The sequence below is a fragment of the Lentzea sp. HUAS12 genome, assembly GCF_024125735.1.
Classification (GTDB): Bacteria; Actinomycetota; Actinomycetes; order Mycobacteriales; family Pseudonocardiaceae; genus Lentzea; species Lentzea albida.
The window spans coordinates 2079541-2093924 of the sequence record NZ_CP099738.1 but is presented as its reverse complement, the minus strand read 5'-3'; the positions used below and the strand labels follow the sequence as shown (position 1 = coordinate 2093924).

General features: G+C 71.1%; 18 protein-coding genes. 4 read left to right on the top strand and 14 right to left on the bottom strand.

What is annotated here, in order from left to right:
• Positions 1-199 precede the first annotated feature (199 nt).
• From ND450_RS08915 to ND450_RS08885, 7 genes are all read right to left on the bottom strand, one after another.
• Positions 200-883 carry a hypothetical protein gene (locus ND450_RS08915; RefSeq protein ID WP_253325665.1) on the bottom strand — a complete coding sequence of 228 codons (684 nt, stop codon included), beginning with the start codon at positions 881-883 and terminating at the stop codon, positions 200-202.
• Between the two features lie 70 nt (positions 884-953).
• The gene (locus ND450_RS08910) at positions 954-1175 is read right to left on the bottom strand and encodes a hypothetical protein (RefSeq protein ID WP_253325664.1); all 222 of its coding nucleotides are present in this window, start codon (positions 1173-1175) and stop codon (positions 954-956) included.
• Positions 1172-1681, bottom strand: a complete 510-nt coding sequence (locus ND450_RS08905) for a general stress protein (protein WP_253325663.1) — start codon at positions 1679-1681, stop codon at positions 1172-1174. The genes ND450_RS08910 and ND450_RS08905 overlap by 4 nt, the downstream gene beginning before the upstream one ends.
• Before the next feature lie 37 nt (positions 1682-1718).
• Entirely contained in the window at positions 1719-2417 is a 699-nt protein-coding gene (locus tag ND450_RS08900) for an arylamine N-acetyltransferase (RefSeq protein ID WP_253325662.1), read from the bottom strand.
• Between the two features lie 55 nt (positions 2418-2472).
• Positions 2473-2982 carry a GNAT family N-acetyltransferase gene (locus tag ND450_RS08895; protein ID WP_256557472.1) on the bottom strand — a complete coding sequence of 170 codons (510 nt, stop codon included), beginning with the start codon at positions 2980-2982 and terminating at the stop codon, positions 2473-2475.
• 61 nt (positions 2983-3043) lie between these two features.
• Positions 3044-4294: a hypothetical protein gene (locus ND450_RS08890; RefSeq protein ID WP_253325661.1), complete on the bottom strand. Its 1251-nt coding sequence runs from the start codon at positions 4292-4294 to the stop codon at positions 3044-3046.
• Entirely contained in the window at positions 4291-4869 is a 579-nt protein-coding gene (locus tag ND450_RS08885; RefSeq protein WP_089920855.1) for an RNA polymerase sigma factor, read from the bottom strand. The genes ND450_RS08890 and ND450_RS08885 overlap by 4 nt, the downstream gene beginning before the upstream one ends.
• Positions 4870-5013: 144 nt before the next feature.
• Between ND450_RS08885 and ND450_RS08880 the strand changes: the two genes are divergently transcribed.
• Complete coding sequence (locus ND450_RS08880) at positions 5014-5268, top strand: hypothetical protein (protein WP_253325660.1); 255 nt, start codon at positions 5014-5016, stop codon at positions 5266-5268.
• Positions 5269-5768: 500 nt separating this feature from the next.
• Positions 5769-6500, top strand: a complete 732-nt coding sequence (locus ND450_RS08875; protein ID WP_253325659.1) for an SDR family oxidoreductase — start codon at positions 5769-5771, stop codon at positions 6498-6500.
• Here ND450_RS08875 and ND450_RS08870 read toward each other — a convergent pair.
• Positions 6482-6985 carry a DUF2087 domain-containing protein gene (locus tag ND450_RS08870; protein ID WP_253325658.1) on the bottom strand — a complete coding sequence of 168 codons (504 nt, stop codon included), beginning with the start codon at positions 6983-6985 and terminating at the stop codon, positions 6482-6484. The genes ND450_RS08875 and ND450_RS08870 overlap by 19 nt on opposite strands.
• Before the next feature lie 65 nt (positions 6986-7050).
• A complete protein-coding gene (locus ND450_RS08865) occupies positions 7051-7527 on the bottom strand; it encodes a hypothetical protein (RefSeq protein WP_253325657.1) in 477 nt (158 codons plus the stop codon).
• Positions 7528-7588: 61 nt separating this feature from the next.
• Here ND450_RS08865 and ND450_RS08860 point away from each other — a divergent pair, with 61 nt between their 5' ends.
• The gene (locus tag ND450_RS08860) at positions 7589-8557 is read left to right on the top strand and encodes a YafY family protein (protein WP_253325656.1); all 969 of its coding nucleotides are present in this window, start codon (positions 7589-7591) and stop codon (positions 8555-8557) included.
• Here ND450_RS08860 and ND450_RS08855 read toward each other — a convergent pair.
• The 5 genes from ND450_RS08855 to ND450_RS08835 are packed head-to-tail and all read right to left on the bottom strand — an operon-like array spanning position 8545 to position 13494.
• Positions 8545-9288 (bottom strand): DUF3626 domain-containing protein, encoded by a 744-nt coding sequence (locus tag ND450_RS08855; protein WP_253325655.1) that lies wholly within the window; start codon positions 9286-9288, stop codon positions 8545-8547. The genes ND450_RS08860 and ND450_RS08855 overlap by 13 nt on opposite strands.
• Positions 9281-9892: a DUF2238 domain-containing protein gene (locus tag ND450_RS08850; RefSeq protein WP_253325654.1), complete on the bottom strand. Its 612-nt coding sequence runs from the start codon at positions 9890-9892 to the stop codon at positions 9281-9283. The genes ND450_RS08855 and ND450_RS08850 overlap by 8 nt, the downstream gene beginning before the upstream one ends.
• A complete protein-coding gene (locus tag ND450_RS08845; protein WP_253325653.1) occupies positions 9882-10421 on the bottom strand; it encodes a sugar O-acetyltransferase in 540 nt (179 codons plus the stop codon). The genes ND450_RS08850 and ND450_RS08845 overlap by 11 nt, the downstream gene beginning before the upstream one ends.
• Positions 10418-11176, bottom strand: coding sequence for an SWIM zinc finger family protein (locus ND450_RS08840; RefSeq protein ID WP_253325652.1), 759 nt, complete (start codon positions 11174-11176; stop codon positions 10418-10420). The genes ND450_RS08845 and ND450_RS08840 overlap by 4 nt, the downstream gene beginning before the upstream one ends.
• A complete protein-coding gene (locus ND450_RS08835) occupies positions 11173-13494 on the bottom strand; it encodes a DEAD/DEAH box helicase (protein ID WP_253325651.1) in 2322 nt (773 codons plus the stop codon). Before ND450_RS08835 ends, ND450_RS08840 begins: the two co-directional genes overlap by 4 nt.
• A gap of 41 nt (positions 13495-13535) precedes the next feature.
• Between ND450_RS08835 and ND450_RS08830 the strand changes: the two genes are divergently transcribed.
• The gene (locus ND450_RS08830) at positions 13536-14303 is read left to right on the top strand and encodes a TetR/AcrR family transcriptional regulator (protein ID WP_253327885.1); all 768 of its coding nucleotides are present in this window, start codon (positions 13536-13538) and stop codon (positions 14301-14303) included.
• Positions 14304-14384: the final 81 nt, after the last annotated feature.

The following is a 14384-nucleotide window of genomic DNA, read 5'->3' as shown; positions in this document are numbered from 1 at the left end:
GCGCCGCGTCCTCGCCCTCGCGTCACCGCGGCGGGGTTCGCCGAACCCCGTCCGATGCGAGGGGTGTGGCGCGCGGGGTTCGCGAGATCGCGGCAGCGATCTCCTCCGGCCTGACGACGAACGCTCGTTCCCGTCCGGCCGACACGAGAGGAGCCCGTACAGCAGAAGAGGGGCGGCGGACCACGTGCCCGCCGCCCCTCTAGTTCACGTACCAGGTGACTTCGACGGCGTCCGGCCCGGCCGTCGCCAGTTCCGCGCACACCTCGTGCGTGAACACGAGGCCGGTCTCCCGGCACATCCGCTCCGGAGTCCTGGCCGAGAACCCGCGCGAGTCGAGGTGCTCCCGCACCACCTCCGGCGCCCGCGCACCGGACAGCGTCACCTCGCGCGAGCAGTTGCCCGAGCCGCAGTACCCGGTCCCCTCCGCCACCCGCAGCCCGGACGGCGCGGGCAACACGCCCTCGTCACCAGGCTTCGCTTCCAGCCGGTCGAGCAGGACGACCGCCGTGACCAGGAACCCGATGCCGACCATCGCCACGAGCCCCAGCGAACTGGAGGTCAGGCCGCGCTCGCGGGGCATGGCGACCAGGCAGACGACCGCCGCGATGATCGGGTAGAGCCAGCACACCTCGACGGCCGACGGCACGAGCGGTCCGGACCAGCCCAGTCCGCGCGGGACCACGAACCACGCCAGCAGTGCCAGCAGGACGAGCCCTGGGACCACACCCTCCTGCGGTGATCGGGCGAGGGCGCACCAGATCAGGATCGGCACCACCGCGGCCAGCCCGATCGGCGCGCCGCTCCACGGGAACGTCCCCACCACCACGGCGGTCACGACCAAAGCCGCCCGCCACGCCCACCGCGACACCCCCAGGTTCCCCATGATCGCCAGTAAAGCGGAAACGCCGCCCCGGTGTCCGGAACGGCGTTTCCTGTGGTGGGAGCTGGGTCTTCTAGGCTGCCAGGTCGGCGCGGGCCGGTTCCAGCAGCAGCTGGGCGACCCGCAGCTGACGGGCGGCGGCCCGCAGGTCCTTCACGATCTCGGCGACGTCGCGGCCCAGGTCCTGGTCGGCACGCGCGGCCAGGTTGGTGGCCTGCGCGCCGAGCTTGGCGCTGGTCTGCCGGATCTCGTCGATCGCGGTGCGCAGTTCGTCGACCGTCAGCGGGGTGGTCATGAGCGCCAGGCCAGTGCCGTCAGCATCTCGCGGCCGCGCTCGGCGCTGCGCGGGTGGCTGAGCACGTCGTAGCGGCCGGCCACGAGCTGGGTGGTCGAGGCGAAGTCCCGCTTGCCGCGCGTGGCGGCGTAGCGCGTGGCGGCGCTGGCGAGTCCGAAGACCGTACCGACGACCAGACCCGTGACGATCGGGGCGAGGGCGCCGCCGGTCGAGAACAGGCCGAGCAGCAGACCGACGAACAGACCGAACCAGGCACCCGACGCGGCACCCGCGCCGAGGACGCGGCCCCAGGTCAGGCGTCCGGTGACGCGCTCGACGATCATCGGCTCGACGCCGACGATGGTGACGTCCGCGACCGGGAAGTCGTTGTCCGCCAGGTGGTCCACGGCGCGCTGGGCCTCTTCGTAGGTCCCGTAGGAACCGATGGGCCAGCCCGTGGGCGGGGTGGGCAGTGCGTTGGCGCCCGTGGAATTCGTTCCCGTGGCGAACGGAGTCGCGGTGGTCATTTCCAACACCTCCGAATTGCGATCCCTACACCTGCTACTACGAACGGGCCCCCGATTCTGTTCCCAAACCTGATCCGATGTGACTCAGCTCCCTGTCGGTAAGCGTGATGTCCAGCGATTCCAGCGTTTTCCCGAGGTCGTCGACCTGAGAATTCTCAGGTTTCTCCCCCGCCCGCTCGACGGTGAACTCGCGCCCCACCAAACGGCGGCTCAAACCGGGTTCGAGCCGCATGACGACGAGCTGACGGCTGAACGGCGAACGCTCGTGCGTGGCGACGTAGTAGTTGGCGGCCATGTAGTCGACGGGCCGCTGTTCGATGCCGGTCTCGAACGCGTGCTGCGGCTCCCAGCCGTCCTCGACCTGCTTCTCCAGCACCCAGCGGCCGTCCTCGCGGCGCAGGCGGTGCGGCCACCCGGCCTGGTCCACGACCGCGCCGTCGACGAGCGGCATGGGGTGCAGCTTCCCGGCGCCGAAACCGACGTCGACGAGTTGGTCGTCCACGACGGACATGAAGTGCGTGCGGGGTCCGGTCTTCACCCGGCTCATCTGCCGGCTCACCGCGTAGCCGAGTCGTTCGAGCACTGCCGTGAACAGCAGCTGGTGCTCGTAGCAATAACCGCCGCGCCGACTCCTCACCATCTTGTCTTGAATGTCGACCAGGTCGAGTGAGGGCACCCGGCCGAGCATCACGTCGATGTTCTCGAACGGAATGGCGCGCACATGCGCTTCGTGCAACTCCGTCAACGAACTCGACGCCGATGCGCCCGTTCGCGCGAAGTACGCGCCCAAATCAACCGATTCCGTCTGCCACACGACGTTCCCCCCGAGCCCGGTGCCACTCTTCTCCTGTAAGCGCGTACTCCACCTCTCCGTATTCCGCGCCGGGCAGCGGATCCGGGAAGTCGACGTGGAACGTGCGCACGTGCCGCAGCCCGCACTTGACCATCACGCGCCGCGAGCCGGTGTTGACGAACATCGTCGTGGCGACGACGCGCTGCACGCCCGCAGTCGTGAAACCGCGTTCGATCAGGGCTTTCCCGCCCTCGGTGGCGTAGCCGAGGCCCCAGAACTCCCGGTGCAGCCGGTAGCCGAGCTCGACGACACCGGTGCCCTTGAACTCGAACCAGCCCACGAACCGGCCGCTCGCGTTCTCGTGCGCGGCGTGGAAGCCGTCGCCGAGGTAGTCCTCGACCGGTGCCGGGTCGAGGAACCGCATGACCTCGGGGTCGGCGTGCAGCGCGCGCACCGCGTCGGCATCGGACGGCCGCATCGGGCGCAGGGTCAGGCGTTCGGTCCTCACGGACGAATCGTGACGCGGCTGTCCACCGCTTTACCCGCCTTCACCCTGCTGGTCGTCCTCGCTAACGCCCGTGCTGCGGAGTGATCGACTCCAGGACGTTCCCCGCCGCGTCCCGCACGACCACACGCGCGTCGGGATGCTGGTCGATCAGCGGCGCCGCCAGGACGAACGTGCCGCCGCCGAGCGAGGCGGGCACGTCGGCCACGCCGGGCCGGGTGTAGGTGATCGAGGCGACCCTCGGGTCGAGCACGAGGCCGACCGCCGCCAACGACGTGCTCCCGTTGTACTCCACGCCCTCCAGCGACAGGTGCGTCTTGAAGTCGTAGGAGGCGCCGAGCGCCGCGATCGTGGACCCGCGCACCTCCTGGAGGTCGGCGGACTCGTGGACGCGGCCCGGCACCGGTCCCCCGGTGTCGTTGCACAGCAGCAGGAGGTCTCCGAAGCGGCCCGCCATGATCGTCTCGTTCGGTCCCACCTTCGCGGCGACGCCGAGCGCGAACTGGTCGGGGTCCGGGATCGGGCGGTCGCGCAGGCACTGGGCGAACCGCTGTTCCTGGGGCGTGTCGCGCGGTGCGGGCGGCTGCGGGCGGTCGACCACCGGCGGGGTGGGCCTCGGCACGCCGCTGACCAGCCACTCCCGGCCCGCGGACATGGCCGTCGTGCCGGTCTCGGCCTTGGTGTAGCCGTTCGGTTCGAGGAACAGGCCGTCCACCACGGCCGGGAGGGCGTTGTTCAGGCCCTGGTCGCCGACGCGGGCGAGGTTGAGGATCGCGACGTCCGGGGACACCAGTCCGGCCATGGCGCCCGAGGTCGTGGTGAAGAGGATCTTCGCCTGGCGGTCGCCCGGCTGCAGCCTGGCGGGGTCGGGCGCGGAGATCGTGGTCGTGACCGCGGTGGTGGCGCAGAAGAAGACACCGGCGGGCACCCGGAAGGCGGTCAGGACGGTGCCGGCGTTGCGGCTGGTCGCGATCGTCTGCCACTCCCCGGCCGGTGGGTGGTCCTTCGCGGCGGCCGCGCAGCGGGCCAGCACGTCCGGGTCCACCTCGCCGCGCCGGACCTCGTAGACGATCTTGCGGTCGGTGCCGACGAACTCGCCGTTGTGCTGCATGGGCGGCGCGGCGGGGTCGGCCGACCCGCCGAGCAGGACCTGCCCGGCGACCACGGCGCCGGCCGCGAGCATGCTCACGCCGGCGGCGATGAGCGCGGGGCGGCCGTTGCGCGCGGCCGGCCGCATGCCTTCGCTGATGCGCTGACGGGCTCGCATGCGCACGTCGTCGGGCAGTGCGCGGTGTTCGGGCATCTGGTCGATCACGGGGTGTCCTCGGGAGTCAGGTCGCGCAACCGGGCGCGGGTGCGGGAGACGCGGGCGCGCACGCTCGACTCGGTGATGCCGAGGAGCGCGGCGGCGTCCGCGGTGGACACGTCGCCGAGCAGGCACAGCTGCGCGATCTCCCGCTCGGACGCGGGCAGCTTCGCGATGGCCGCCACCACCTCGGCCAGTCGGCGCTGGGCGTCGGTGCGGGCGGCGACCTCGTCGGCGTGGTCGCGCTCGTCCTGCGGGGTCAGCCTGGTGACCAGCCGCAACGCCCGGCGCGAGGCCCGCCATTCGGTACGCGCGCGGTTGGCGGTCACGGTGTAGAGCCACGGCAGCGCCGAGTCCCGCACGAGCTGGGCGTCTCCCCGCTTCCTCCACGCCGTCAGGAACGTCGCGGAGAGCAGGTCCTCGGCCTGCGACCAGGAGGCCGTCAGCCGGTAGGCGTAGTTCCAGACCGCTTCGGCGTGGCGTTCGAACAACTCCGTGAACGCGGCGTGGTCGCCCTGCGCGATCTGTTCCCAGAGCCGCGTGTCGGGCGGCCCGACGTTCGCGCGCTCGGTCGTCTCAGTCATCACACTCCGCCTGGGGCCGTCACGCCCCAGTGTGCTGCGTGACGCCCGCCACACACACGGCGCGGCGGTGTCCAAACGTGACCGTGCGCACGACAGGCGGCCCCTCGTTCGAAGCGCGAACGACCCCGATGGCAAGATCTCCGCGTGCCGATCGAGCAGCAGCAGCCCGGCAATGTCGAGGCCGAGACCCAGGTGTTCGCGAAGATCTCACCCCTGCCGCCGGAGCCGGCGACGGTTCCCGGTGTCGCTCCGGTGACCCCGGCTTCCACCCCTGCGGCGACCACTCCACCGGCAACGCCCACCACCGCGGCCGCACAGGCGGCCGCGCGCAAGCCGAAGTCGTTGACCCGGCGGTTGGCCCGCCGGATCCTCGGCCCGACCTTGATGACGAAGAAGTAGGCTCGGCTAGCGGTCCGGGACCTGACCCAGGCCTCCGCAGACCCGGCAGGCGGTCCGGTCCTCGTTGAGCCCAGAACCAAGGCAACGGCTGCACTCCTTCACAGAAGAACAGTGTCCGCTCGCACTCGGAGTGGGCGCAGCCGCCAAGCAGGGACCCTCCTGGCAATAATGGGTGACCCCCACCGTTCACGCTCGGTGATCAGGCCTGGGTGGACGGACCGGCTGGAATCTCGTTGGCACGTGCGACATTGCCTGTGACATTCCCGGGGACGACCCCTCTGCTCTCCCCGTGCGGGAGCCTCCACCAGCCGGAGCACCCGCGTGGGCACGGGTGCGACATCTCGTGCAGCACAAGGCCTTCAGCACCGGGGACGGGTTGTTGCCACGACATGGTTCCGGACCCCGCGCACAGCAGGCAGGTGTCCTCTTCACACTCCACACCCAGGATCTACTCCACACGGGACACTGGGTGCAATCGCTGAATAGAGGGGAGAGCACCGATGGCGGTCGCGGTCGTGACGGGTGCGGGTTCCGGGGTGGGGCGCGCGGCGGCGCGCACCCTGCTGGCGGCGGGGTTCCAGGTGGCGCTGGCCGGTCGGCGGGAGGACGCGCTGGCGCAGACGGGAGAGGGCTTTCCCGAGAGCGCTCTCGTGGTGCCGACCGATGTGTCGCGTGAGGACTCGGTCGTCGCGTTGTTCGAGGCGGTGGTGGCGCGCTTCGGTCGCGTGGACGTGTTGTTCAACAACGCCGGCATGAACGTGCGCGCGACACCGATCGAGGAGTTCTCCTTGAGCGCGTGGGAGAAGGTCGTCGGGGTGAACCTGACGGGCGCGTTCCTGTGCGCCCGCGAGGCGTTCAAGGTGATGAAGGCGCACGGCGGCGGGCGGATCATCAACAACGGCTCCATCTCCGCGTCCGTGCCGCGCCCGCACGCCGTCGCCTACAACGCGACCAAGCACGCGATGACCGGGCTGACGAAGTCGCTGTCGCTGGAGGGCCGTGCGTTCGACATCGCGTGCGGGCAGATCGACATCGGCAACGCCGCCACGGAGATGACCGAGCGCATGGGCGCCGGTGTGCTGCAGGCCGACTTCGAGGTCCGGGCGGAGCCGACGTTCGACGTGCAGCACGTGGCCGACGCCGTGCTGTACCAGGCGCGGTTGCCGCTGAACGCCAACGTGCAGTTCATGACCGTGATGGCCACGGGGATGCCCTACATCGGCAGGGGCTGAGCCTGGTAGAGGCCGCCGCCGCGCTCGAGCAGGCCGAAGTCGACGAGGTAGCGGCGGATGGTGACGTGGTCGAGCTCTCCCCCGTCGCACCACGCCTGGAGCCGCTCGTTGATCTCCTGCTCCTCGTAGTAGGTCCGCGCGGTGAAGGCGTGCGAGGCAACGTGCTCGAGGATCTTGCGGCGGCGCTCGTGCGCCACGGGCAACGACACGAGCCTGTCGCCCCGGATGAACGGCGCGAGCCCGTCGGCGGGCATCGCCTCGGTGAGCGTCGCCGCGAGCGGCTTGAGGTCGGCGGGCCGGGCCGGTTCCCCTTCGACCAGCCCGGCCTCGCGGAGCTTGCGCAGCGCGGTGCCGGCGTCCTTGACCTTCAGCCCGGAGGCGGCGGCGACGTCGGCCAGGGTGCCCGCGCCGAGGACGACGGCGGCGAACGCCCGCAGCCTCGTGGGTTCGGCCAGTGCGCGCACAACGGATTCCGGAGTGGTCATGCCTGCGAACCTAACGCCGCCGTCCACCGTTTTTCAGCGCGAGGGCGCGCCCTGCCAGTCGGCGTTCACCGGCCCACCAGGCCTTCGGCCATGACGTCGCCGAGGTAGCCGTCGAAGTCCGGCGTGTCGGGCTCGAGCACGTGCCGGACCCACGCGGTGCGCTCGTGGGCCAGCGGCGGGAGCTCCCAGACGCAGCCGATGAGGTCCTTCGGGATGACGGTGAAGCGCGTGAGGTCGGGATCGGTCGACCCGAGGAACGGCTGGTCGCCGGACACGGCGGTGCGGCAGTGCAGGACGTTGTCCCAGACCCAGTTGTAGGCGTTGAGGTACATGCCCGCGGCGCTGCGGTGCAGGACCGTCACGGTGGCAGGCGGGGTCGGGTCGTCGAAGTCCGGGTAGATCGCCGGCAGGAACGCACAGGCGGCGTCGCGGATGTCGTCGGTGATCTCGAGCCCCGGGGTGACCACCTCGTAGCGCTTGACGTGCCTGCCCGCGACGACCAGCGGTTCCTTGACCGCCAGCTGCTTCTCGTAGAAAGCCATGCGTCGAACATATGAGCTATCCCTGACAGGGTGTGTCAGTGGTTTGTGGCAGTGTGGCCGCGTGCGCGCGAGCCGGTTGGTGTCCTTGCTGCTGCTCCTCCAGACCAAGGGGCGGATGACCGCGCAGGCGCTGGCCGACGAGCTGGAGGTCTCGGTCCGCACCATCTACCGCGACGTCGAGTCGCTGCACGCGGCCGGCGTGCCGCTGTACGGCGACGCGGGCCCGTCCGGCGGCTACCAGCTGCTCGACGGCTACCGCACGCGGCTGACGGGCCTGACCGAGCAGGAGGCCGAGTCGTTGTTCCTGGCCGGGCTGCCGGGGCCGGCGGCGGACCTGGGGCTCGGGGACGCGGTGTCGGCGGCGCAGCTCAAGCTGATGGCGGCGTTGCCGTCGCCGATGCGGGACCGGGCCTCGCGGATGGCGACGCGGTTCCACCTCGACGCGCCCGCCTGGTACTACGACCCGGAGCGCTCACCGTTGCTGGGGCTGGTGGCGGACGCGGTGTGGCGGGAGCGGTTGCTGGAGGTCAGCTACCGGCGGTGGCGTTCGCCCGAGGACGTGACGCGGGTGCTGCGGCCGCTGGGGCTCGTGCTGAAGGCGGGGCGCTGGTACCTGGTGGCGCAGGGGTTGTCGCGGATCTCCACGTACCGGGTGGCGCAGATCCAGGCGGCCGCGGTGCTGGAGGAGTCGTTCACCAGGCCGGAGGGGTTCGACCTGGCGGCGCACTGGGCGGAGTCGCTGGAGGACTTCCAGTCGCGGCAGTACACCGGCGAGGCTGTGATCAGATTGTCGGAGCGCGGCTGGGAGTCGTTCGCGTCGCACGTGCTGCCGGTGGTGGCGAAGGCGGCGGAGGAGTCCGTTGTGGACGACGGTGGCGGTTTCCGGGTGACGATCCCGATCGAGTCGCTGGGTCACGCGACCGGGATGTTGCTGCGGCTGGGCGGCGAGGTCGAGGTGCTGCACCCCGCCGAGCTCCGGGAGCAGGTGACGGCGGCGGTGCGGCGGCTGGCGTCGATCTACCTGGGGTGACCGAACCGCGCGAGGTGGTGCCACAGGTGTTTGACGACCTGCGGGTCCGCGTCGCTGTGCTCGAGCAGGTCCGGGGTGAGGACGCCGTCGCGGGCCAGTCGCAGTCCCAGCGCGACGGACTCGGGTGTGCGGTAGCCGGGGTGGCGCAGCAGGTCCTGTGTGGACAGCCGGAAGCCGGGATGGCGTTCGACCGGGCACGGCAGGTCGACCGGAGGGTGGCTCGGGTCGAGCACGAGGGCTTCGACGTCGTCGAGGGTGACGGGACCGTGGACGTGGGCCTCGACGTAGTTGTCGAGGGGGTCCAGGCTCTCGTCCTCGGTCAGCGAGAAGTGCCGGGCGGTGCCGAAGTCGACCGGTTCGAAGACGCTGTCCGGGTAGCAGAACGTCGTGCGGTCGAGCACGTCCTCGCGGAGCCGCAGGTGCGCCGAGCCGAACCGCGGGGCGGCGCCGCACACCAGCCGGCGGTGGTTGAGCGCGCCGTACTTCGGCCGGTCCGAGGGTGCCGCGTGGTCGTAGGCGCCGCCGAACAGGCGGCTCTCCCAGTCGCGGCGCGCGCCGCCGAGTCCGCCGTTGCTGGTGCCCGTCTCGAACTGGGAGCGGTAGACGCCGTCGCGCACGAGGCTGTCGAGCACACCGCGGCCGGGGTGGAAGTTCAGCGTCACGCGGAGATCGCGCGGCAGCGGATCACCCGCAGAGAGGCGGTCGACGTGCGCGATGGCCTGCTCAAACACGCGCGAGCTCACGGTCGTGCACGCGTGCGAGCGCCAGCTGTGCCGCCAGGGCCCCGAACAGTGCCATGAACATGTCCCACTGGGTGTCCCACACGTCGCCCTGGGTCCCGAGGAACTCGTCCGCGGCCGACCCGCCGAGCACCGCCGCGAGCCACTCGCCCAGTTCGTAGGTCGCGCTGAACGCCAGGCACACGCACACGACGAGGAAGAACAGCCAGCCGCCCGGCCGCAGCGGGGAGCGCCGCAGCAGGATCTCGCGGGCGAGGACCGCGGGCACGAAGCCCTGCACGAAGTGGGCGAACCGGTCGTAGTGGTTGCGCGCGAGGTCGAGCCAGTCCTGCACCCAGAACCCGGCCGGCACGCGGGCGTAGGTGTAGTGGCCGCCCAGCAGCAGCACCAGGGCGTGCAGGAAGATCAGCCGGTACAGCAGCGGCGTCAGCCGGAACCGCCGGTAGGTCGCGGCCAGCAGGGCCCCGCCGATCACGACGGGGGCGACCTCGAGGTACCAGGTGGCGCGGTCGTACGGGCCGATGCCCGACGCGACCAGCGCCACCACCGTCAGCCCGAGCAGGACCAACGGCTCGATGTGCGTCTTAGAGCTCACGGACCACCTTGCAGGGATTGCCGACGGCGAGCACGCGCGGCGGGATGTCGCGCGTGACGACGCTACCGGCTCCGATGACCGAGTTCTCGCCGATCGTGACACCGGCGCAGACGATGACGCCGCCGCCGAGCCACGCGTTGTCGCCGATCACGATCGGCGCGGCGGACTCGAAGCGTTGCCGGCGGGCCTCGTGGTCCTCGATCGGGTGCAGCGCGGTGAGCAGCTGGGCGCGGGGCCCGATGGAGACGTCGTCGCCGATGGTGATGGTGGCGCAGTCCATGAGGATGGCGTCGTAGTTGAGGAAGCTGTTGGAGCCCAGGTGGATCTGGTAGCCGTAGTCGCACTGGAACCGCGGCATGACCCACGAGCCCTCGCCGATCGAGCCGAAGAGCTTCGTGATCACCTCGCCGGAGCGGGTGGCGTTGAACTCGTCCACCAACGCCTGGGCGCGCTGCCGTTCGGCGACCAGGTCGGGGTCGGAGTCCTTGTACAGCAGGCCGGTCATCATCTTCTGCTTCTCGGTGATCACCCTTCGAGAGTGCCCGAACGCAGCAGCGCGCGGGCGCGGGACGCGGCGGTCTCCATCAGCGCCACGAGTTCCGCGGCCTCGAAACCGGGGGGCGGCTCGACCGCGAGCACCACAGGTGTGGTGGCGGGAAGCGGTGGACGATCAGGCAGCTGACCTGCTTCTTCGTGTGAAACCACCACAGGTGTTCTGGTGCCGACGGGACCGGCGACGCGCTCGCGCAGGGCGTCGAGGAGTTCCTGTTCCGGTTTTCCCTTGAGCAGCAGCAGGACGAACGGGTCGGCGTCGAGCAGCCAGCCGACCTGGAAGGCGAGCGCGGCGGCGTGGCGGCACGGCAGTTCCCAGCCGTCGCAGTCGCAGTCGGGTTCGAGGTCGCCGATGCCGGGCAGCAGGTCCACTCCGGACTCCTCGGCGGCGAGGACGAGGTCGCGCGGCATGTCGTTGTCCAGCAACGCGGCGATGTGCGCGGAGTTCTCGGCGACGCGGTCGAGTAACCGTCCCCATTGGACCTCCGTGAGCACCGGGACGCTGACGGTGGTGCTGTGGACGGTGTCGTCGTCGTGGACCTGCGCGTGCAGGCGGCCGGGGCTGACGGTGATCGGGCCGACGACGCCGGCGTGGGCGTAGCGGCGGCCGAGCTTGAGCATGCCGGAGTCGAGCGCGGTGTCCTTGAGGGCCTTGTCCCAGGCCTTGCCCCACCACGAGGTGGCGATGCGGCGCTTCACCTTGGGGAACGCGGCGTACCCGCGTGCGGTCATTGCGCGCTCCTGAGCTGGACGAGTTCGGCGAGTTCGGCGTCGGTGAGTTCGGTGAAGGCGGCCTCTCCCCCGTGCAGGACGGCGTCGGCGAGGTCGCGCTTGCCCTGCAGGAGCGCGGCGATGCGTTCCTCGACGGTGCCCTCGGTGACGAGCTTGTGCACCTGGACGGGCCTGGTCTGGCCGATGCGGTAGGCGCGGTCGGTGGCCTGGTCCTCGACGGCGGGGTTCCACCAGCGGTCGAAGTGGATCACGTGGTCGGCGCGGGTGAGGTTGAGCCCGGTCCCGGCGGCCTTGAGCGACAACAGGAACACGGGCGCGCGGCCGTTCTGGAAGTCGTCGACCATCTGCTCGCGCTGCGGCACGGGGGTGCCGCCGTGCAGGAACCGGGTGGGCTGCTTGATGTGGCGCTCCAGCAGCCGGGCCATGCCGACGTACTGGGTGAAGATCAGCGCGGAGCCGTCCTCGGCGACGATCGTGTCGAGGAGTTCGTCGAGCAGGTCGAGCTTGCCGGAGGTGCCCTGCAGCGCGTCGTGACCGAGGTAGTGCGACGGGTGGTTGCAGATCTGCTTGAGGCCGGTGAGCAGTTTCAGCACGAGCCCGCGGCGGGCGATGCCGTCGGAGTGCGCGATCTGGTCGAGGGTTTCGCGGGTCAGTGCCTCGTAGAGCGCGGCCTGCTCGACCGACAGCGAGACGTAGCGGTCGGTCTCGGTCTTGGCGGGCAGTTCGGGGGCGACGCCGGGGTCGGTCTTGCGGCGGCGCAGCAGGAACGGGCGGACGACCTTGGCGAGGGTGTCGTCGGGTTCGGGCCAGCGGGTGCGGAACGCGCGGTGCGTGCCGAGCAGGCCCGGGGTCGTCCAGTCGAGCACGGCCCACAGCTCCGACAGCGAGTTCTCCACGGGCGTGCCGGACAACGCGACGCGCGCGCCGCTGGGGAGGGAGCGCAGTGCCTTGGCGGTGCCGGAGTGCGGGTTCTTCACGTGCTGGGCCTCGTCGGCGACGACCATGCCCCAGTCGTGGCCGCGCAACGCCTCGGCGTCCAGGCGCATGGTGCCGTAGGTGGTGAGCACGACGCCGCCGGACGACAGGGTCCGTTGTGGACCGTGGTAGCGGGTGACGGGTGTGCCGGGGGCGAAGCGGCGGATCTCGCGTTCCCAGTTGCCGAGCAGTGAGGCCGGGCAGACGACGAGCGTGGGACGGGGGTCGGCGCGGTGCAGGTGCAGGGCGATGAGGGTGATGGTCTTGCCGAGGCCCATGTCGTCGGCGAGGCAGGCGCCGAGGCCGAGGCTCGTCATGTGGGCGAGCCAGCGCAGGCCGTGCAGCTGGTAGTCGCGCAGCCGGGCCCGCAGCGCGGCGGGCTGGGGGAACTCGGGCACGGTGGTGATCGCGGCGGTGAGGCTGTGCGGCGCGACCTCGGCGCGTTCGCCGTCGATGATGGCGACGCCGGTGAGGGCGGCGGTGACGGCCTGCGCGGCGGTCAGCGGCTTGAGCTGCTGACGGGCTTTCTTCTTCAGACCGGGGTCGACGAGCACCCACTGGTCGCGCAGCTTCACGACCGGCCGGGACGCCTCGGCGACGAGGTCCATCTCGGCTTGGGTCAGCTCCTGGCCGCCGAGGGCGAGCCGCCAGTCGAACGCGAGCAGGTCGCCTGCCTGGAACGCGCCACCGGGCTCGCCGATGACGGCCTTCGCGGACAGGCCGGTGGTGAGCTCGCGCGGCCAGTGGACCTCGATGTCGGTGGCGAGCAGTTCGCCGACCTCGCCGTCGGTGAGCTCGGCGGCGTCGAGCAGGCGTTGCAGCGGCGGCCAGTCGACGCGGCTGATCGCGCGGATGGCGTCGAGCTCGCGGCCGGAGCCGCGCACGTCGCGCGGGTAGGGGTCGGTGACGGCGCGGACCTGCACGATGCCGCGGAAGCGCAGGTCGTCGGTGGTCTCGATGCGCAGGGAGATCGTGATCTGCTCGTCGGCCCACGCCTTGAGCGCGGAGACGTCGCAGGCCTCGGTGCCCGCGAACGGCCCGGTGCCGGTGCGGGGCAGGGTGTCGGCGACGGCGTCGAGGAACGCGCGGAGCCGGTCGTAGTCGTCGTGGGCGGCGAGCTGGCGCAGGTGCAGCTCGTCGGCGTGGTCGAGGGGTCCGACGCGCCAGGTGTCGTGACCCGCGGCCGTCACGCCGGGCACGATGCGGCCCCGCGCGACGAGGGTGAGCGCGGTCGCGGCCGCCACATTCCAGTAGCCGTCGCTCGCAAGCACCTCCGGCAACGCTTCGATCAGCGGTTTTCCGTCGAACTGGCCGAAGCGGGGCGGATCGGCAGGCACGAACATACCTTGTACCGTACACCATACGGTACGGTAGTGTCGTGCCCGTGATCGAACACACGGGCAGCGGTGACCCGGCGCGGACGCTGGCGTTGCTGTGGCGCACCCAGGAGCGCGTGTCGCGCAAGGGCAAGCCGGACCTGAGCGTGGACCGCATCGTGCAGGCGGGCATCACCCTGGCCGACGCCGACGGGCTCAAGGCGCTGTCGATGCGGCGTGTGGCCGAGGCACTGGGCGTGGGGACGATGTCGCTCTACACCTACGTGCCGGGCAAGGGCGAGCTGGTTGACGTCATGGTCGACACGGTGCAGGCGGCCACGGGCCGGGAGCCCGCGCAGGGCTGGCGGGCGCACCTGACGTACGTGGCGCGGGAGAACCTGGCGCTGTACCGGCGGCACCCGTGGTTGTTGCAGGTCGCGCCGGCCCGCACGGTGCTGGGCCCGCAGGTGGCGGCGAAGTACGACTTCGAGCTGCGCGGCCTGGAGGGCGTGGGGCTCTCGGACGTGGAGATGGACTCGGTGCTCAACCTGGTGCTCGGGCACGTGCAGAACTCGGCGCGCGACCTCACGGCGGCCGCGGTGACGGAGAAGCAGACCGGGCTGACGGACCAGCAGTGGTGGGACGCCGCCGCGCCGGTGCTGATGACGGTGTTCGACCCGGCCCGCTTCCCCGTCGCCGCACGGGTGGGGGCCGCTGTCGGGGAGGCGCACCAGAGCGCGTTCAGCCCGGAGCACTCGTTCGAGTTCGGGCTGGAGATGATCCTGGACGGGGTGGCGCGGCTGGTCGCGTCGCGCGGGGGTGTAACTCCTGAGTGACGTCTCACGGGATGGGTCGTTAATTCCGACGCGGTGTCACTGAGGTGCCTACAGTTACGCCACGCCGATCAACTCGCCGTT